Origin of the sequence: Chelativorans alearensis (genome assembly GCF_010993735.1) — a bacterium.
Taxonomy (GTDB): Bacteria; Pseudomonadota; Alphaproteobacteria; order Rhizobiales; family Rhizobiaceae; genus Chelativorans; species Chelativorans alearense.
Genome location: NZ_WQNI01000003.1, coordinates 73,886 through 91,734, shown reverse-complemented (window position 1 = coordinate 91,734; position 17,849 = coordinate 73,886). Strand labels below are relative to the sequence as shown.

General features: G+C 64.1%; 15 protein-coding genes. 4 read left to right on the top strand and 11 right to left on the bottom strand.

Annotation, left to right across the window (positions count from 1 at the left end; translation table 11 throughout):
- Nucleotide 1: 1 nt before the first annotated feature.
- The 5 genes from waaA to GPJ75_RS05750 all read right to left on the bottom strand — a co-directional run bounded on the left by waaA (nucleotide 2) and on the right by GPJ75_RS05750 (nucleotide 4,694).
- Nucleotides 2–1,324, bottom strand: coding sequence for a lipid IV(A) 3-deoxy-D-manno-octulosonic acid transferase (gene waaA / locus GPJ75_RS05770; RefSeq protein ID WP_163266044.1), 1,323 nt, complete (start codon nucleotides 1,322–1,324; stop codon nucleotides 2–4).
- Nucleotides 1,324–2,106: a lysophospholipid acyltransferase family protein gene (locus tag GPJ75_RS05765; RefSeq protein WP_163266042.1), complete on the bottom strand. Its 783-nt coding sequence runs from the start codon at nucleotides 2,104–2,106 to the stop codon at nucleotides 1,324–1,326. The genes waaA and GPJ75_RS05765 overlap by 1 nt, the downstream gene beginning before the upstream one ends.
- Nucleotides 2,107–2,110: 4 nt before the next feature.
- Nucleotides 2,111–2,362 carry a DUF4170 domain-containing protein gene (locus GPJ75_RS05760; RefSeq protein WP_163266040.1) on the bottom strand — a complete coding sequence of 84 codons (252 nt, stop codon included), beginning with the start codon at nucleotides 2,360–2,362 and terminating at the stop codon, nucleotides 2,111–2,113.
- 210 nt (nucleotides 2,363–2,572) lie between these two features.
- A complete protein-coding gene (locus GPJ75_RS05755) occupies nucleotides 2,573–3,361 on the bottom strand; it encodes a 3'(2'),5'-bisphosphate nucleotidase CysQ (RefSeq protein WP_163266038.1) in 789 nt (262 codons plus the stop codon).
- Nucleotides 3,354–4,694 (bottom strand): TldD/PmbA family protein, encoded by a 1,341-nt coding sequence (locus GPJ75_RS05750; protein WP_163266036.1) that lies wholly within the window; start codon nucleotides 4,692–4,694, stop codon nucleotides 3,354–3,356. Before GPJ75_RS05750 ends, GPJ75_RS05755 begins: the two co-directional genes overlap by 8 nt.
- 160 nt (nucleotides 4,695–4,854) lie before the next feature.
- Here GPJ75_RS05750 and GPJ75_RS05745 point away from each other — a divergent pair, with 160 nt between their 5' ends.
- A complete protein-coding gene (locus tag GPJ75_RS05745) occupies nucleotides 4,855–6,651 on the top strand; it encodes a monovalent cation:proton antiporter-2 (CPA2) family protein (RefSeq protein ID WP_163266034.1) in 1,797 nt (598 codons plus the stop codon).
- Nucleotides 6,652–6,715: 64 nt separating this feature from the next.
- Here GPJ75_RS05745 and GPJ75_RS05740 read toward each other — a convergent pair whose 3' ends face one another.
- From GPJ75_RS05740 to GPJ75_RS05720, 5 genes are all read right to left on the bottom strand, one after another.
- Nucleotides 6,716–7,606, bottom strand: a complete 891-nt coding sequence (locus tag GPJ75_RS05740) for a patatin-like phospholipase family protein (RefSeq protein WP_163266032.1) — start codon at nucleotides 7,604–7,606, stop codon at nucleotides 6,716–6,718.
- A gap of 66 nt (nucleotides 7,607–7,672) precedes the next feature.
- Nucleotides 7,673–9,016, bottom strand: a complete 1,344-nt coding sequence (locus GPJ75_RS05735) for a M16 family metallopeptidase (protein ID WP_163266030.1) — start codon at nucleotides 9,014–9,016, stop codon at nucleotides 7,673–7,675.
- On the bottom strand, nucleotides 9,013–10,410 hold the full coding sequence (locus GPJ75_RS05730; RefSeq protein ID WP_246248926.1) for a M16 family metallopeptidase: 1,398 nt from the start codon (nucleotides 10,408–10,410) through the stop codon (nucleotides 9,013–9,015). Before GPJ75_RS05730 ends, GPJ75_RS05735 begins: the two co-directional genes overlap by 4 nt.
- A 70-nt stretch (nucleotides 10,411–10,480) precedes the next feature.
- A complete protein-coding gene (gene rsmD, locus GPJ75_RS05725; protein ID WP_163266028.1) occupies nucleotides 10,481–11,035 on the bottom strand; it encodes a 16S rRNA (guanine(966)-N(2))-methyltransferase RsmD in 555 nt (184 codons plus the stop codon).
- A 9-nt stretch (nucleotides 11,036–11,044) separates the two neighbouring features.
- Nucleotides 11,045–12,349 (bottom strand): pseudouridine synthase, encoded by a 1,305-nt coding sequence (locus tag GPJ75_RS05720; RefSeq protein WP_163266026.1) that lies wholly within the window; start codon nucleotides 12,347–12,349, stop codon nucleotides 11,045–11,047.
- Between the two features lie 99 nt (nucleotides 12,350–12,448).
- Here GPJ75_RS05720 and GPJ75_RS05715 point away from each other — a divergent pair, with 99 nt between their 5' ends.
- Nucleotides 12,449–12,880 (top strand): nucleoside deaminase, encoded by a 432-nt coding sequence (locus GPJ75_RS05715; protein ID WP_163266615.1) that lies wholly within the window; start codon nucleotides 12,449–12,451, stop codon nucleotides 12,878–12,880.
- Nucleotides 12,881–12,992: 112 nt separating this feature from the next.
- Complete coding sequence (locus GPJ75_RS05710; RefSeq protein ID WP_163266024.1) at nucleotides 12,993–16,268, top strand: YopT-type cysteine protease domain-containing protein; 3,276 nt, start codon at nucleotides 12,993–12,995, stop codon at nucleotides 16,266–16,268.
- Nucleotides 16,269–16,413: 145 nt separating this feature from the next.
- Here the strand turns inward: GPJ75_RS05710 and GPJ75_RS05705 are convergent, their stop codons facing one another.
- Nucleotides 16,414–17,139: a hypothetical protein gene (locus tag GPJ75_RS05705; RefSeq protein WP_246248925.1), complete on the bottom strand. Its 726-nt coding sequence runs from the start codon at nucleotides 17,137–17,139 to the stop codon at nucleotides 16,414–16,416.
- Between the two features lie 227 nt (nucleotides 17,140–17,366).
- Between GPJ75_RS05705 and GPJ75_RS05700 the strand changes: the two genes are divergently transcribed.
- Nucleotides 17,367–17,846 (top strand): GFA family protein, encoded by a 480-nt coding sequence (locus tag GPJ75_RS05700; protein ID WP_163266022.1) that lies wholly within the window; start codon nucleotides 17,367–17,369, stop codon nucleotides 17,844–17,846.
- The last annotated feature ends 3 nt before the right edge of the window (nucleotides 17,847–17,849 follow it).

Below are 17,849 nucleotides of genomic sequence, written 5' to 3'. Positions count from 1 at the left end.
TTCAGGCCGCCCTGCCGTTGCCGCTTTGCAAACGGCTCTTGACGATGAGAGGGTGGATGAAGGGCTCAAGCGCGATCAGCGTGCGCGACAGGGCACCCGACATCTCCTCGACCGCCGTTTGGCCGGCGGCGATCATGGAACGGCGCATGTCGTCGTTGTTGATGAGGAAGTTCACGGCGCCAGCCAGCATCTGCTTGTCGCGCACCAGCCGGGCGCCGCCGCAGTCGATCAGCCGGCGGTAGGCGTCGCGGAAATTCTGCACGTTCAGGCCGGAAAGCACCGCCGTACCCAGCATGGCGGGCTCGAGCGGGTTCTGCCCGCCCTCCCCCGTGAGCGAGCGTCCGACAAAGGCGATCTCCGTCAGCTGCAGGTAAAGCCCCATCTCGCCGATCGTGTCGCCGAGGAATATATCCGTTCGCGCGCCTATCGGCTCGCCGCCGCTGCGGCAGACGACGTTGAGGCCGTCGGCGGCAAACGAGGCCTTGAGCGCGGCCGCACGGTCGGGATGGCGCGGCACGATGACGGTCAGAATATCCGGGTGGCGTCTGCGCAGCATCCGGTGAACTTCTGCGGCAATCTTTTCTTCGCCCTCATGGGTGGAGACGGCGGCCCAGACCTTGCGGGTGCCGATGGCGGCCTTCAGCCGGGCCAGCGCCTTGCTATCGGCGGGTGGCAACGCGGTGTCCACCTTCAGGTTGCCGGAGACGGTGACGGGCCTGGCGCCCAGCTTGCGGAAGCGCTCCCCATCGACCTCCGATTGGGCGATGACATGGGCAATGTTCTCCAGCAGCGCCTCCGAGAGAAAGGGACGCTTGCGCCACCTTTCGAAGGAGCGGTCCGACATGCGCCCGTTCACCAGCACCTGGGGCACGCGGCGGGCACCGAGCTCGAGAATGGTGATCGGCCAGATCTCCGATTCGGCCATGATGGCAAGATCGGGTGACCAGTGATTGAGAAAGCGGCTGACGGCGGGCTTCAGGTCGAGCGGCACATATTGATGGATGACCCGGTCGCCCAACCGCTCGGCCGCCACGCTGGCCGATGTCACGGTGCCCGTCGTCAGCACGATATTGATGCCGCTCGCCAGGAAATGCTCGATGAGACCGACAACGGCCACCGTTTCGCCCACGCTGGCCGCATGCACCCAGACCAGCGGGCCGGGAGGCCGCATCTGGCTCGGCCGGCCATAGCGCTCGTGCCGGCGGGTCCGGTCTTCCTTACCCTTGCTGACGCGCCAGGCGATATAGCCGCCGACGAGCGGATAGGCCGCGGCACCGGCCCAGCGGTATGTTGTGAGGATGGCGCGCGCCCAGCGTTCGCTCATTACTTGCCATCAACGAGAGAATAGGCGTCGCGGGTGGCGTGGTTAAGCGCTTGCGTCACCTGGCGGCGCTTCTTCTCCATCTCGCCGTCATCCGCGTCCGCAGAGACAAAGATCGGCTCGCCGAAGACGACGGCGCGGCGACCGAAGGGAAGGTTGATCGTCGTCTTGTCCCATGTGCCCTCCAGCACCTTGCGGCGGCTTGTGGCAATCGCCACCGGCACGATCGGCCTTCCGGAAAGGCGGGCGAGCGTGACGATCCCCATCCCCGCCTGGCGCGGCGTGCCGTGTGGGATATCGGCGATCATGGCCACATTGCAGCCGGCGTCAATCGTGCGCTTGAGTTGGATCAGGGCAGCCGCCCCCCCTTTCCTGGCATTGTGCGCGCCGCCGCGCCCGCCAGAGCCGCGCACAACGTCCAAGCCCAGCTTTTCCGCTACAAGCGCATTGAGCTCCGCGTCGGCGCTGCGCGAGAACAGCGCCACCAGGCGGTGCCGGCGCACGTTGATGGCGGGAGCCAGAAGGTGCTGGCCGTGCCACAGGGCGGCGATGGCCGGTGAATGCGCGCCGATAATCTTCTCCACATCGTGCGAGCCCTCGACACGCCGGTTCGTGCGCGCGACGAAGCGGACCGCCATGGCCATGAACGATGCGATGGCGTGCTTGAGGAAGCGCGAGCGGGTCAGCGGCTTGCGGATGCGCCGCCAAAGCGTCTTCGCCGGCCGCGCATTGCCGCGCCGCCCCGGTTTAACCTCAAGCGAAGGCGCCATTGCCTCGTCGTCCATCGCCTCAACCACGGTCCGCTTTGGCAGCGTCCGGATCGAGGAGGCGATGCAGGTGGACGATGAAATAGCGCATATGGGCATTATCCACGGTTTCCTGGGCCTTCGCCCGCCATGCCGCCTCGGCCGATTTGTAGTCCCCGTAGATGCCGACGATATCCAGGTCATCGAGATCGCGGAACCGTGTTCCCGACAGGGACTCCAGCTCGCCGCCGAAGACAAGATGAAGAAGCTGCTTTTTTCCGTCTTTCTCCGCCATGGCACTCATCGTATCCGTTCTGGAAAATTTTGTGGCGGCGCCTGGCAAAACGCCGAACCCGTGAAAACCCTGCAGCCGCAAATCGATCCAGGTCTTTTTGAATCCATTCGCAACGGCAGGCAACCCCGCATAGCGCAGGCCAGGCCGCCGGTCACGCCCGAATGTCGGCTAGTGATGCGATCCTTGCATGTGGGTACCATCCATTGGGGGTCATGCCAGGAGTGCACCGGCCATTACGTCGAGAAGCAGGCCGCTGCCGGCGGCCAGCGCCCCAAGGCGCGGGTTTGGCCCGGCATAGCGCGGCCGCCGGCGGGCGCCGTCGACGATGCTGCCGCCGGCCTCGCCGAGGATCACGTCGGCGGCCGCCAGATCCCAGTCGTGGGAGGACGGCTTGATGAAGGTGGCGTCGAGCCTTCCTTCGGCCACCATGGCGACGCGGTAGGCGAGCGAGGGGACGTAAGGATGCGGCGCAACGCGGGCATGGATGTCCGGCGGCAGGTCTTTCATCATCGCCTTCGGGCCTGCCAATACGAGTTCCGGCCGCGCCTGCCTGACGGCAATGGGCTGGCCGTTGCGCCACGCGCCGGCGCCACGCGCGGCGGTGAAGCGCTCACCGCGCGCCGGGCAGTCGAGAACGCCGGCAATCGCCCGGCCGTCCTCGACCACGGCGATGCTCACGCACCAGATGTCGCGCCCGCCGAGAAAGGCACGCGTTCCATCGATGGGATCGACGACGAAGGTTCGCCTGGCGCCGAGGCGCTCCTCGTCATCCACGGTCTCTTCCGAGAGCCAGCCATAGGCCGGCCGCGCCTCGGTCAGGATGCGGCGCAGGAAGCGATCGACCTCCAGATCGGCCTCGCTCACCGGCGACTGCCCCTCCTTCCACCAGACATCCGGGTCGCGGCGGAAGTAACGCATGGCGATACGGCCGGCCTCGTCGGCGGCCTGTGCGATCAGCGACAGTTCTTCCTGAAGGTTATGGCCGATATCCTCACTCACCGGCGATGGTCATCCCGTCGATGAGCAGGGTGGGAGCGGCGGTGCCGAAGTTGCGGTCGATGTCGCTTGCCGCCGCCATGCGCATGAACATGTCCTTGAGATTGGAGGCGATGGTGATCTCGGAGACAGGGTAGGCGATGGCGCCGTTGTCGATCCAGAAGCCGGCCGCACCCCGGCTATACTCGCCGGTGACGAGATCGACGCCGTGGCCGAATACTTCCGTAACGTAGAAACCACTCTTCACGGACCCGATCAGATCCTCCGGCGGCGTCTCGCCCGGCTCGATGGCGAAGTTGGTGGAGGCGGGATTGACCGAGGAGGCGGCGCGCACACCGCGCCCGTTGGTCTCAAGCCCGAGTTCGCGGGCGACGGAGGTGGATAGAAGCCAGGCTTTCAGGATACCCTCTTCCACCGGCACCAGCGGCGCGCCCGCCACGCCTTCACCGTCGAAGGGGCGCGAGGACTGGCCGCGTTTTACCCGCGGGTTGTCGGTAACGGTGATGCCGGCCGAGGCAACCTTCCTTTCCATCATATCGCGCAGGAAGCTGGTCTTGCGTGCCACCGAGGCACCGTTGATGGCGGCGGCAATGTGGCCGGCCATGCCGCGCGCCACGCGCGGGTCATAGACCACCGGGAAGACGCCGGTCTTGACCTTTCGGGCGTTCAGCCTTTTCACCGCCCGCTCGCCCGCGGTGCGGCCGATCTTCTCGGGCGTGTCGAGGTCGGCGAAATGGAGCCGCGAAGAATAGTCATAGTCACGTTCCATGCCCGTGCCCTCGCCGGCAATCACGCTGACCGAGCGGGAGAAGCGCGTTGCCGAATATTGCCCGACGAAGCCATGCGAGGTTGCAAGCACCAGCCCGCCAGAGCCGGCGCTCGCCCCGGCACCGGAGGAGTTGGTGACGCCGGGAACGGCAAGGGCGGCTTCTTCCGCGGCCAGCGCATCCTCCTTCAGGCGCTCGGCGGAGACTTCCGTATCGTCGATCAGATCGAGGTCGGCGATCTCGTGGGCAAGCCGCTCCGGGTCGGCCAGTCCCTGATACGGGTCTTCGGGCGAGACCCGCGCCATGGCAACGGCGCGCTCGGCAAGAGCGGCGGGATCGGAGGCGGCGGTGGCCGAGACGCTGGCCACACGGCGGCCGACGAAGACGCGCAGCGACATATCATCGCTTTCGGCCGCTTCGGTGCCCTCCACCTTGCCGAGACGCACGGAGACGCCGCTCGACCGGGAGCGCACGACGACGGCGTCGGCAGCGTCGGCGCCGGCGCGCTTGGCCGCATCGACCAGGGAGGCGACGCGATCGAGAAGGGTTTTGTCGGATGCTGTGCTCATGAGGGGCCCGTCGTCGGTTCGTTGGAGAAGCCGCTCCTCCAGGCGCTGCGGAGGAAAGTCGGCAAGACACGGCTGTCGCAACCATTTATGGTCGCGGACGCGACAACGCAATGGCGTGCTTACCGCGCAAGCCAGGAGAGACACGGAGTAAGAGGAAGGGATGGAAGCATCCGTCGATGGCATCTACTACGAACCGCTGCTGCTTTTGGCCGGCGCAGTGATCGCCGCCCCACTGTTCAAACGCATCGGGCTCGGCACAATTCTGGGGTATCTGGCTGCCGGCGTGGCGATAGGCCCGGTGGCACGGCTGATCGCCGACGGCGAGGAGCTCTTACACGTGGCCGAGCTCGGCGTCGTCTTCCTCTTGTTCATCATCGGGCTGGAGCTCAATCCGTCGCGGCTGTGGGCCATGCGGCGCGATATCTTCGGGCTGGGCCTGGCGCAGGTGCTGGTGACGGGGCCGGTGCTGGCGCTGATCGCCGCGGCAGCGCTCGGCCTTTCCCTCGCCGCGGCGGTGATCGTCGGCTTCGGCCTTGCCCTTTCCTCCACCGCCTTTGCCGTGCAGACGATGGAGACGCAGGGCACGCTCAACCAGCGATACGGCCAAACCGCCTTCTCGATTCTCCTGTTCCAGGACATGGCCATCGCGCCGCTGCTGGCGCTTGTGCCGCTCTTATCACCGGGCGGCGAGGGAGCGGAGGCGATCAGCGGCAGCGGCTTCCTGCTGGCACTGGCAAGTATCGCCGCCTTGGTGATCGCCGGGCGCTATCTGATCAACCCGCTCTTCCGCCTCATCGCCAGCACGGGGGCGCGCGAGGCGATGCTGGCCACAGCCCTCCTCGTCGTTCTGGGGTCGGCGACGCTCATGCAGGTCGCCGGGCTCTCCATGGCGCTCGGCGCCTTCATCGCTGGCGTTCTTCTGGCCGATTCCTCCTTCCGGCACGAGCTGGAAGCCGATATCGAGCCCTTCCGTGGCATACTCCTCGGCCTGTTCTTCATGGCCATCGGGCTTTCGCTCGACCTCGGCGTGGTGATCGACAACTGGTATCTCGTGCTCCTCGCCGTGCCGGCGTTGATGCTTGCCAAGGCGGTGCTCGTCTACGGCCTGTGCCGGGTCTTCGGTAACATCCACAACGACGCCGTGCGCATCGCCACCCTTCTGCCGCAGGGCGGCGAGTTCGGTTTCGTGCTGTTCACCGCGGCTTCGGGGGCGCTGATCTTTTCGCTTGCCACCGCGTCGCTTCTGACGGCGGTGGTCACGCTCTCCATGGCAATGACGCCGGTTTCCGTTGCGCTCGGCACGTTGCTGCTCGACCGTGAGGCGCCGGACGAGATGGACGAGAGCTTCGACGGGGCAGGCGCGGACGTGCTGATGATCGGCTTTTCCCGTTTCGGCCAGATCGCCGCGCAAATCCTTCTGGCCGGCGGCTGCGACGTGACCATCATCGACCATTCCGCCACTCGCGTGCGCGCGGTGGAGAAATTCGGCTTCCGCATCTATTTCGGTGACGGCCGGCGCAAGGAGGTGCTGGAGGCAGCCGGCATCCGCCGCGCCAAGGTGGTGGCCGTGTGCACCAACATACCCGCGGTGACGGACGCCATTGTCGATATGATCCGTTCGGAGTTCCCGCATGTGAAGCTCTATGTGCGCTCCTACGACCGGACGCACACGCTGTCGCTCAGGGCGCGCGACATCGAGTATGAAATCCGCGAGACCTTCGAATCCGCCCTTCTGTTCGGGCAGAAGTCGCTGGAAGCGCTGGGAACGGCCGAAGACACGGCAAGGGCGATCACCGACGACGTGCGCAAGCGCGACGAGGAGCGGCTGGCGATACAAGCCGTCGAAGGCGTCATGGCGGGCCTCGACCGGATGCACGTGCGGCCGGTGACGCCGGAACCGCTGATCAAGCCTTCACGGGAGGCACAGCGGCTGGATCAGGCGGTGAATAGTGAGTAGTGAGTAGTGAGTAGTGGTGATAAAATAAATATATATCTCTATGTATATTTTCTTTAACTACTCACTACTCACTATTCTCCCTCTTCAACACCGCCTCCACCGCCCGCTTCAACTCCTCCTTGATGGAGGCGGTCTCCGCCATGATGGCACCGACCTTCAGGAAGTCGAGCACGCGGAAGCGCTCGACGGCCGGACGCAGGAGGATGTCGGGGCGCTTCTTCTGCATCTTCATGGCGATGATCGACTGCATCATGAGCTGGGTGGCGCCGAACATCATCTCCATGGTGCTCGGCGTCTTTGCGGAGCGGACCGTCGGCGCGCCGACCACATCGACAGCGATCACCACGTCAGCGAGACCCTCCAGGAGATCGAAAGGAACCGGATTGTAGATGCCGCCGTCGATCAGCGTCATGCCGTCGCGCTGGACCGGGCGGAAGACGGCGGGAAGGGCGGCCGAAGCGGCGAGCGCAGAGCGCAGGTCGCCACTATTGAAGACGGCGAGACGATGACCGTAATAGTCGGTCGCCGTCACATGGAGCGGTATCTCGAGCCTCTCGAAGGTCGAGGGAATTTGCGGCGGGAGAAACGCCTTCAGGATGCGCTCGGCGTTGAACTGGCCAAGCCGCAGGCCGCCCTCGACCATTTCCGAAAGGCTTGCCGGACGGGCGCGCCAGACGCGGGCGACCACTTCGGCACGGGTGGCAAGCACCGCGGCGGCATAGGCGTGGATATCCCTCCCCCTCATGCCGGCGGCCATGCCGGCACCGATGATGGCGCCGATAGAGGAGCCGGAGATCGCCGTCGGCCTGATACCCAGTTCATCGAGCGCCTCGATGGCATGGATATGGGCAAGCCCGCGCGCGCCGCCGCCGCCGAAGGCGATGGCGAAAGTGGTGGTGCCGGCCTGACGCTTCTTGCGCGCCAGGCCTACGTCCGCTTCGGTGCGATCAGCCATTGGACACGACCTGCCGGTGTTGCCTCATGGCTGCGGGTACCACGTTTAAGGGCGGGCCTCCAGTATTCAGCCCTTGTCCGGCCCGACGATCAGGACCGTCGGCTCAACAGCGAGCAAGCGTCTGGAGATTTCCTTCACCTCTTCGAGTGTGACGGCGCCGAAGAGCTCCTTCATGCGGTCAGGATAGTCCATCCCCAGATCGTCCTGCTGCAACCCGACAAGCGTGGCCGCGATCGAGCTGGTGGTGGCCAGGTTATCGACGGCAAAGGAGCCGATGGTGTACTTCTTCGCCCGTTCGAGTTCCTCCCGCGTGGGCCCGTCCTCTGCGAAACGGCCGATGACCTGCCGCGCCATCTGCAATGACTCTTTCGCACGCTCCGCCCTGGTCGTGGCGACAGCCGACAAATCACCCCAACCGTGGTTCGACTCGAGACCGGCATAGGCACCGTAGGTCAGGCCGGATTTCTCGCGCAGTTCCTGGGAGAGCCGTCCGGCCATGCCTCCGCCGAGAATATATGCAGCGAGCGAAGCTGGATAATAGTCTTCGCTTTTCCTCGAAACACCGGGAAAGACCATGACGATCGAAGACTGGGGCTGAGCGGCACGCTCGAACACCTTGCCACCATATTTTACAGCCGGCGGTGGAATTTCCGCGACTTTGTCGACGGCAGGCAGTTTGCCGAAGACTGCGTCCAGAACCTCGCCCAGCGTCTGCGGGTCGATAGCTCCGACGACACCGATGGTAAGATCGGAGCGGGCAAGGGTCCTTCTGTGCAGGTCGACAAGATCCCCTCGCTCGATAGAGTTCACCGTTTCGACAGTGGCGTGCCGGCCGAGCGGATGGTCGCCATAGAGAGCGGCGCTCAAGGCCTCTCCGCCACGCCGGTCCGGATCCTTGCTTGTCTGCTCGATGCCCGAGACGGCTACTGAACGCACCCTCTCCAGGGATTTTTCGTCGAAGCGGGGCGACGACAATGCCAGGGAGAGAAGCTCCAGCGGCTTTTCCGTGTCATCGGCGAGCATGCCGATGCTGCCGGAGAATTCTTCCGTTCCGGCTCCGAAGGACAGTTGGGCACCTGTCTCGTAGAGCCGCTGCTGGAATGCATCGGCGTCCAGATCTCCCGCCCCCTCGATGAGCATGGAGGCCATCAGGTGTGACAAGCCTTCCTTGCCCTTCGGGTCCTGAAGGCTACCGCCGGAAAAGGCGAAGGAGATGGAGACCATCGGATCCGCTTGATCCTCGACGAGCCAGGCCTTGATGCCTTTCGGCGAGGTTACCTCCACGATGTCGAGATCGGCTCGAGCAGGCAGGGCTGCCCAAAAGAACGCCGCACCCGCCACGGCAAAGGCAAAACAGGTGAAGGCCTTCCGGAAGGCAAATGAATGGGTCATCGCAATCAGCTTTCTCATTTCTTGTCCCCCTCTTCGGGCAGGAGGTAGCCGGCAACGCTTCGTCGGGGGTCGAAGTACTTCTTCGCCGCATCACGGATCTCGTCCGCCGTGACCGCTTCGATGCGCTCGCGTGCCCTGGCGACATCGTCGACAGTGCCGCCAATCGCCAGCGTCTGGCCGAATTCCAAGGCACGGGATATCTGGCTCTGATCGGCGAAGATCAGTGCGCTCGCCAGCACTTTCTTGGTCGTGCGCAGCTCATCCTCGGAGACGCCATCGGCGGCGATCTTCTCCATTTCGGCCGTGACCGCACGCTCGACCTCGTCAAGCTTGTCCGCCGTCAGCGGAGTAGCCTCGACATTGAGAAGGGAATAATCGCGCATGCGGGTGTTGAGATAGGCGAACACACCCGAGGCGATACGCTTGTTGACGACGAGTTCGCGATAGAGCCTGCTCCGCTTGCCACCGCCGAGGATATTGCTCAGCACCCTCAAGGCATCCGCCGCCTTGCCGTCCTCGGAGAAACGTGACGGCGCGAGCCAGACTCGCGAGAAGCTGGGCAGGCTCACGCGCGGATCGCTGATCTTGACGCTGCGCAGTGTCGCCGGCTCCGGCTCCATGGGGCGGACACGTGGCGGCAGTTCGGGGCCGCGTGGGATTTTGCCGTAGGTTTCCCTGGCCAGCCGCCGCACGTCCCGCGCGTCGACGTCGCCCACCACGACAAGGATCGCATTGTTGGGCGTGTAGTACCGATTGTAGAAGTCGACGAGCTGTTGACGTGTTATCGCATCGATCTCGTGCCGCCAGCCGATGATGTCTCTTCCATAGGGGTGGTTCTGGAACAGCGTCGCATAGACCGATTCGGACAGCAGACTCTCGGGCCGGTTCTCGACGCTGCCCAGGCGCTCCTCCAGAACGACCTGCCGTTCCGTTTCGAGGGCCTCGTCGCTCAGGATCAGGTTGCGCATGCGATCGGCCTCGAAGGCCATCATCTCGCCCAGCGCGCCCGTCGGGACCTGCTGGTAATACGCGGTGTAGTCGAAGGAGGTAAACGCGTTGTGGTTTCCGCCCGATGCGGTGACGGCCTCGTCCAACTCACCGGCTGCGTGATTGCTGGTGGCCTTGAACATGAGGTGCTCGAAGAGATGGGCAATACCGGACTGGCCGGGCGGCTCGTCGGCTGAGCCCACTTTGTACCAGACCATCTGCACGACCACCGGAACGCGCCTCTGCGGTACGACGACCACCTGCATGCCGTTATCCAGCACGAAGGTCGCCGCCTCGGCGGCTCCCGCTGCGGCGGCTTCGGCCGATGCCGCAGGGGCGAACATCAGCCATGTGACAACGAATGGCACGGCCGCAACACGTAACGCCGCCATGCAGGTGCAGGCGGCAATCAGATAATATCTCATAAATCAAACCCTTAATCGCTCCCGATAATCGCCGGGCAATCACACCGATGACGTGAGAAAAAGGCGAAACTCAGATCAGGCCGCAAAGGGCGAGCGACGTGGAGGTGTAGGTGCGCCGCTCATGGACGAGGATGCCCGCCGGCGGATGGAAGGGTGTGGCCGCCGCTTCCTCGACCACGATCAAGGCATCGGCGGCCAGCCATCCACCTTCGAGCGCCGAGGCGACGGCCTTCTCTCCAAGGCCCTTGCCATAGGGCGGGTCGGCGAAGATGAGGCGGAAAGGCTGCATGGTGCCGACGGGGCCGAGACGCGTGGCGTCACGGCGGAAGATGCGTGTTACGCCGGCAAGGCCGAGACTTTCCACATTCTCGCGCACCAAGGCACGGGCGGCTGCATCCTGCTCCACGAAAAGGCAGTAGGCGGCGCCGCGCGACAGCGCTTCGATACCGAGCGCTCCGCTGCCGGAGAAGAGATCAAGCACCCGTGCACCGTCGAGGCTGCCGGGATAGGCATGCTCCAGAATGTTGAAGAGCGCCTCGCGGGCGCGGTCGGTGGTGGGGCGGATCATGTCGGAACGCGGCGAGGCAAGCCGCCTTCCGCGCAGTCTTCCCCCGACGACACGCACCGCTCCGCCCTACCGCCTCTTGCCGCGCGTCGGCTGGCGCTTGTCGGAAGGCTGCCTGCGGCCGGCACCTCGACCGGGCTTCTTCGCCTCCTCCTTGCGCTCGGCGACCTCTTCGGCCTTCTTCGGGCCCATTGGCCGCGCGCCCGGCGCCATCCACACGTTTGCAGCCCGCGAGCGTCGCTCGATCGGGCGGGCTTCCCTGCCGGGGCCTTCTTTGCCGGGGCCTGCCTTGCGGTCATCCTTGCCGGACCGCTTCTGAGGATCGCTTTTGTGGGCGCGCGACGGCGGCTTCGTCTGCAGCCGTCCGCGCATCTCCTCGCGCTTGTCTTCACGGCTTTTCTTGCGGTTCACCGGCGCCCGGCGTCCTTCCTCCTTGTCGCGCGGGCGCTCGGCCTTGTCGCGCGGGCGCTCGGAGGGCCGGCGTGGCGTCTCGGCAGCAGCCGGCTTTGCCGCAAGCGCCGGCTTGTTGGCGAAGGGCCGGACGATCGGCGCGTCGAAATTGGCGCCGGCTTCCTCGATCAGCCGCTCGCCGAGTTGGTCGCGCAGCGTGCGGCCCTTGATCTCCTGCACCGCGCCCTCCGGCAGGGCGCCAAGCTGGAAGGGGCCATAGGAGACGCGGATCAGGCGCGTGACGTCGAGCCCCAGCGCGCCGAGGACGTTCTTCACCTCGCGGTTCTTGCCCTCGCGCAGGCCGAGCGTCAGCCAGGCATTGGAGCCCTGCTTGCGGTCAAGCGTGGCCTCGATAGCGCCGTAGAAGACGCCGTCGACGGCAGTGCCCTTCTCCAGCTCCGCCAGCGCCAGCGGGTCGACGTGGCCGTGCACGCGCACGCGGTAGCGGCGCAGCCAGCCGGTGGAGGGCAGTTCGAGAACGCGGGCAAGACCGCCGTCGTTCGTCAGAAGCAAAAGCCCCTCGGTGTTGATGTCGAGGCGGCCGACGGTGATCAGCCGCGGCAAGCCCTTCGGCAGGATGTCGAAAACCGTCTTGCGCCCCTCCGGGTCGCGACTGGTGGTGACGAGGCCGGCGGGCTTGTGCAGCAGGAAAAGCCGCGTGCGCTCGACCTCGGGGATGGGCGCGCCGTCGACCTCGATGCGGTCGGAAGGCCGTACGTTGAAGGCCGGCGTGTCGAGCGGCCGGCCGTTGACCTTCACCCTTCCCGCCGCGATCATCGCCTCGGCGTCGCGGCGCGAGGCAATGCCCACGCGCGCCAGGCGCTTGGCGATGCGCTCGCCGGCGCCCGCAGGCTCCCGGACCTGTTCCTTCCGGGCTCCGCCCGCCGGTTTGGCGCCGGTTTTGGATGTCTTCATGTTCTTCATGGTGGCCTTCGTCCTTCAGGATCGCTAGGTATCAATTCGCCCACGCGCTTGCGAGCGAAAAGATTGAACCGGCAGCGGACGAACAACTATCCTGCTTTCATGGACGTCGCGCTTGAAGAGGCGCGGGCGGCCGCGGCGCGCGGCGAGGTGCCCGTGGGCGCGGTGGTGGCCCGCGGCGGCAAGGTGCTCGCACGGGCGGGGAACCGCACGCGGGAGCGCGCCGATCCTACCGCGCATGCTGAATTACTGGCCATCCGCGAGGCCTGCCGGGCGGAAGGCTCCGAGCGCCTCGTCGGGGCGGACCTTTATGTGACGCTGGAACCGTGCGCCATGTGCGCCGGCGCCATCTCGTTCGCCCGCATCCGCCGGCTCTACTTCGCCGCAGGCGACGAGAAGGGCGGCGGCGTGGTGCATGGCGGCCGCTTTTTTGCGCAGCCCACCTGCCATCACGCGCCGGAGGTCTACGAGGGGATGGGTGAGCGGGAGGCGGCAGCGCTGCTCAAGGAATTCTTCGGGCGCATGCGCAGTTGAATTATATTACCTCACATTATGTACCTCGTATAAGTATATTATAATTTTTATTGACGAAACCTGAGATAATTCTTTAAAATCATTTAAAACTATTTCATTTTAGGAATATTTAATGCTTATTACAAATATAACTCTTTCCCTTGATCCCGACTATTTTACTTACATACCTGAGATTGCATACGGTGGCACTCAGCCGCAAACGGTGGAAGATACACACCCCGAGACCGGTCTCTCCGCGGAGGATTCGTTATCGGACGATGCCCTGGACCGCCTGGATCCTGACCACGACAATCTCGTCGACGCACAGAGCGGGGCGGCGGTAGACAAGACCGATGCGGATGTATTCGGGGCTCCTTACGAGGCCGATGCGAAACTCGGCGGAACGCTGCGCGAGGCGTTCCTGTCCCATGGGCGCGAGGAGATGGGCGATGCGCAAGCGAGCCTGGACGAGGTGCTCTCGCATATGGGCACGTTCCCCGGCCCGGAGGACGACGCGTTGTCGCGCCGGCTGGCCGAGGCGGCGGGCCTTTATGGCGGCGGGGAGGGCGAGACCAACGTTTCGCCCGCCCAGACGGAATATCTTCGCGCACAGCTGTTGCTGGCCCTGACCGACGAAGTGGATTGGGCGACAGAGCTCGGCACGCGGGCCGCCGACGGGCATGAGGTGACCTCCGACGGCACTGTGCTGCACGGAGCCGGCGCCATGACGATCGCCGACGCGGCGAAGGCGGCCAGGGACAGGATCAGCGGCGCGCTCCAAGAGAAGCTCGATTGGGCCGCACCGCTGGCCGACGCGCTGGTGCCCGTCCTGATCGGCGACCCGACACTTTCCCTGCCCGAGCCGCCGGAGACGATCCTCTACGGCAGTCTTGAGTGGGCGCAGCTGTGGATCGGCATGGACTATGCGGAGGACGCGGGCCTCGATCCGGCGGCGTTGACGACGGACGAGCTTGTGGCGCTCGGCCGGGCAGCCACGTCCGTCGCTCCGGCGGCGGATGGGGAGGAAGCACAGTCGGCGGCGCAAGGGGGCGAGACGGGAGACGGCGAAGCGAAGCAGGACGAAACTGCAGCAGCCGCTTCCTACCGGGCGACCGAACTGCTCATCCTGATCGCCCGGGCCAGGGGCGAGATCGACGGAGCAAGCTTAACCGAGGAGAACCAGGCCGACCTGAAGAAGACGCTCGCCGACGTCGCCCACGACGTCTTCAAGGAGGAGCTCGCGATTGCCGAGGCGCTGGAAACTCTCGGCCGGGACGCGGTCTCTTCCCGCAAGGACATCGTCAGACAAATCCTACGGAACCATGGCCTCAACCCGGACCAAGTGGTCGACTACCTTGGGAACCTCGGTCAGGTTGTCCAGCAGCCGACCCTCGCGGAAGCCTATTTCCAGCACGGGGATCTCTACAACATTCTCGACTTCACTCCTCCCTCCGACCTGCCGGATCCGGCCGCGGCATTCGATGAGGTGTTCGAGAAGAGCAGGGACAGCGTTTCAGAGGCCATGGCCACCCTCATCGACCAGTCGCTGGCGCTTTATGCGAAACAGCACGGGCTGAACCTAGAGGGCGCCACGATTGCGATTTCACGGCCCCTCCTCGTCATATCGAAATGGCACCTCGACTGGGGAGGTCTTACAAACGCAGATATACAGACCATACCGAGCGACATGGCGATTTGGATTACCGTGACCTTCGCCGACTCGGCCACCGATCGACAATTCTTCCTATCGCTTGCGGAGCCCGGCAAGGGCCTGCAGGAAATTCCTGCCGGCACATCCCTCGAGAACTGGGAGGAAACCAATCGCTACAATCTCTTCGATGCTGACCTGCCGGCCGAACAGCACGAAGGCAATGGCAAGTACGACGGTAATGATTACGAATACCGCAAAGAGGAGATAGCCGGCGGGACGGCGGCGGAGATCAAGGGCGCGCTTACCGACTTCTACAAATCGGAGATCGAGAAGTCTCGCGATCATTTGCGCGGCGAGACCGAAAATGAAGCGATCAGCAACTTTCTTCTCAATCTCGTTCCCTTCCGTGCCACGATCGTGGCCATCCAGAAGGGAGATGTGGCGGACGCGATTGGGAACGGTCTCTTCGACATCCTCTCCTTCATTCCCTTCGTGGGCGAAGGCATCCAGGCCGTAAAGGCGGGCGCCCGCGTGGTCTCCACCGGCATATCCACCTTCGTGGCGAGCGCGCTCGAGGACGGCCTGAGCGTCGGCCTTTCGGCCGCCCTCCACGGCGCCGAGCCCTTCGGCCACGCGTTCGGCAAGCAGCTACTCAAAACCACCGTGGCGGGTATCGAAAGCGCTTTGCCCATCCCGACGCCCAGCCTTGCCTCCCATATCACGGTCGCCGGCGCGAAGGACATCGCCCGCGTGGCCGAGCAGCTCAAAGCCACGCTTCCGGAATTGGCCAATGCGCTGGAGGAGGCCGCCAGCCGCACCCGCCTCGTCGAAATCGGGCTCGACGGCGAACAGGCGCTCGCATCCGGCGTAAGGGTGAGGGAGGATGCGAAGGGGATAGAGACCATCGACATCACCCCTCAAGGCGCAGCTCTCGACAAGATCGAGTTGATGCTCGGCCGCAACGACGGGGACGAAATCGTTTTCCTCAAGGAGCGTTACAACAAGGAGGGAGAGCGCTTCTATACGCTGGCGGACCCACGGACCGGCCAGTCCTACGGTACGCGTCTTGCCGCTGAAACCCTCTCCCCTGCTACCGCAGAAAGCCCCTCCCCTGAATTTCCTCCAGTAAATTACTTGGTAAAAATGATTTTCCCTAAATCGATGCGAACAGAATTTCCTGAGGATATAATAAACGCTGGCGTTGAAACTTTCAATAAAGTAAACCCAAAAATAACCGTTAAAACATATTCTCTTCAAGATCAAAAATATATAATAAATAATACAAATAAAGAAACATCTGGCGTATGTGCTGCATTTGTCGCCCATTTCCTACATACCGCGAATGAGGCCTACCCAGCTATACCGGATAAGTTTGGTGATTTTCTCGTGAGCTTGCAAAAGGAATACTTAGAAACATACAGGGGGCGAGTGTCATCAAAATCATTGCTATACAGAAGGGGATTAATGACTACAGATGAGATCACCGCATATGGAGACAATGCGGTTTCCGATATCATCGATTTTTTTGTTAAGGGTCGCTCCTCAGCCTATATGGCGATTCGTGGACGGAGGGGATCCGGCCATGCCCTCGGCCTCGCATGGAAAAACGGCAAACCAGTATTCTTCGACCCGAACTGGGGCGTCTTCGAGTTTAAGAATATTGCCGAGCTTGACACGTGGGTGCCCGAATACATAGCGAAACACTACAAGAATATCAGCGTAGCCTTTGCATATGAGGTTCACAAAAAAGCTTGGTAGCCCGGGGCCAAATTGGCGTGCCTTGAGTGTCTCACGCTGCAGGCTGCAGCCGCCACTCCCAAAGGTCAGTGCTCCTGCCCGGAAGGCTGACCGCGCGCCGGCAGTTCAGGATGATCCCGAAGGGCGGTCGTGTTCGACGGCTCCCTCAGTTCAACCACGGAATGAGCCGGCGCAGGCCGCCTGTCTCCTTTGTCGCTGCCCTCTTGGCGGCACGTTCCTTCTTCCACTCGTCCTCGCCCAGATCGCCGGCCGCCGCGGTTTCGGCCGGCTGGCGCAATTCGGTCGGCGGATCGCTCAGATAGCGCCGCGTGGTCGGACTGCCCTGGTTTGCCAGCTGCTGGCGGCGCTGGAACTCCAGGCGCTGCTCGTTGCGCATGCGGGCACTTCTTTCCAGGATCTCCGGCTTTACCGAGCCGTTCTCGCTGAGGCGGGCGGCGGTTCCCCCTGTCCCCCGGCTCGCGCTGCCGTTGTCAACGTCGCGGACGATGTTGGGCCGGTAGAACGGATCGTCCTGGTTCGCCGTCGCTTCGGCGCGAACGCGCGCCAGACGCTCCTCAGGCGATTCCGGCCAGTTAGGGTTCGATGTCGAGGCGACGCTCTCCTGCGGCGGCGGCAGGACTTCCGTTGACGGCGGCTCGACAATGCCCGGACGGGGCGAATAGTCGATGGGCGGCTTCTTCTTCGGCGCCAGCGACAGGACGCCCGTCAGGTCCTGCACAAGCTGCGTCTCGGCGGTCGTCCCGGTGCCGTAGGTGGTGCCGGAACAGCCCGAAAGGATGATGGCCGATACCGCAAGTGCCGCGCCGACCGCCTTCGGCTTCATGCGCGACCTTCCGCCGCCAATGCGCGCGCCGCTGCCAAGACTGTTCACTGTTCAACTCTCCTCAGCGCCTGCAGGCGGCCGTCCACCGCCCCCGTTACGTGCCTCCTCGCCCCAAAATCCGACGAGATGATGGCGCTCTTCTCCTGTCGGGCCTTTTACCGGACGGGCGGTCATGACGCAACATCCCGGCGCTGGTGCGCTAGCCGTCGACGCAAAAAGACTTTGATCCGTGTGCGCCCGATGGCAGGATGTATGCGCATCGTCAGGAGGGAGAGATGGAACATCTCACAGGACGTTGCGCCTGCGAACGCATCACTTACCGGTTGCACCGGGAGCCGCTCATCGTCCATTGCTGCCACTGCACCTCGTGCCAGAGGGAGACGGGGACCGCCTTCGCGATCAACGCCCTGATCGAGACGGCGAATGTGGAACTGCTCACCGGCAATCCGGAGAAGATCTTGACGCCGTCCGAGAGCGGGCGCGGACAAAAGATCTGGCGCTGCCCGCATTGCAAGGTGGCCGTCTGGAGCAACTATGGCGGCGCGAAGGACCTGGTGCACTTCGTGCGCGTGGGCACGCTGGACCAAGCCCGGAGCATCACCCCAGATATCCACATCTATACGCGCTCCAAGGTTCCCTGGGTCGTCCTTCCCGAAGGTGCGCAAGCCGTCGAGGAATATTACGACGTCCCCTCCGTCTGGCCGCCGGAGAGCCTAGAGCGGCGGAAGGCCTATATGGCCGAGCTCAAGGCTTGAGCC

Excerpts from the sequence above, each read along its gene's own strand:
- GPJ75_RS05720 (WP_163266026.1), bottom strand. The coding sequence starts at position 12,349 with ATGAAGAACATGAAGACATCCAAAACCGGCGCCAAACCGGCGGGCGGA.
- GPJ75_RS05760 (WP_163266040.1), bottom strand. The coding sequence starts at position 2,362 with ATGGCGGAGAAAGACGGAAAAAAGCAGCTTCTTCATCTTGTCTTCGGC.
- GPJ75_RS05715 (WP_163266615.1), top strand. The coding sequence starts at position 12,449 with ATGGACGTCGCGCTTGAAGAGGCGCGGGCGGCCGCGGCGCGCGGCGAG.
- waaA (WP_163266044.1), bottom strand. The coding sequence starts at position 1,324 with ATGAGCGAACGCTGGGCGCGCGCCATCCTCACAACATACCGCTGGGCC.
- GPJ75_RS05730 (WP_246248926.1), bottom strand. The coding sequence starts at position 10,410 with ATGAGATATTATCTGATTGCCGCCTGCACCTGCATGGCGGCGTTACGT.
- GPJ75_RS05765 (WP_163266042.1), bottom strand. The coding sequence starts at position 2,106 with ATGGACGACGAGGCAATGGCGCCTTCGCTTGAGGTTAAACCGGGGCGG.
- GPJ75_RS05710 (WP_163266024.1), top strand. The coding sequence starts at position 12,993 with ATGCTTATTACAAATATAACTCTTTCCCTTGATCCCGACTATTTTACT.
- GPJ75_RS05750 (WP_163266036.1), bottom strand. The coding sequence starts at position 4,694 with ATGAGCACAGCATCCGACAAAACCCTTCTCGATCGCGTCGCCTCCCTG.
- GPJ75_RS05735 (WP_163266030.1), bottom strand. The coding sequence starts at position 9,016 with ATGAGAAAGCTGATTGCGATGACCCATTCATTTGCCTTCCGGAAGGCC.
- GPJ75_RS05740 (WP_163266032.1), bottom strand. The coding sequence starts at position 7,606 with ATGGCTGATCGCACCGAAGCGGACGTAGGCCTGGCGCGCAAGAAGCGT.
- GPJ75_RS05700 (WP_163266022.1), top strand. The coding sequence starts at position 17,367 with ATGGAACATCTCACAGGACGTTGCGCCTGCGAACGCATCACTTACCGG.
- GPJ75_RS05745 (WP_163266034.1), top strand. The coding sequence starts at position 4,855 with ATGGAAGCATCCGTCGATGGCATCTACTACGAACCGCTGCTGCTTTTG.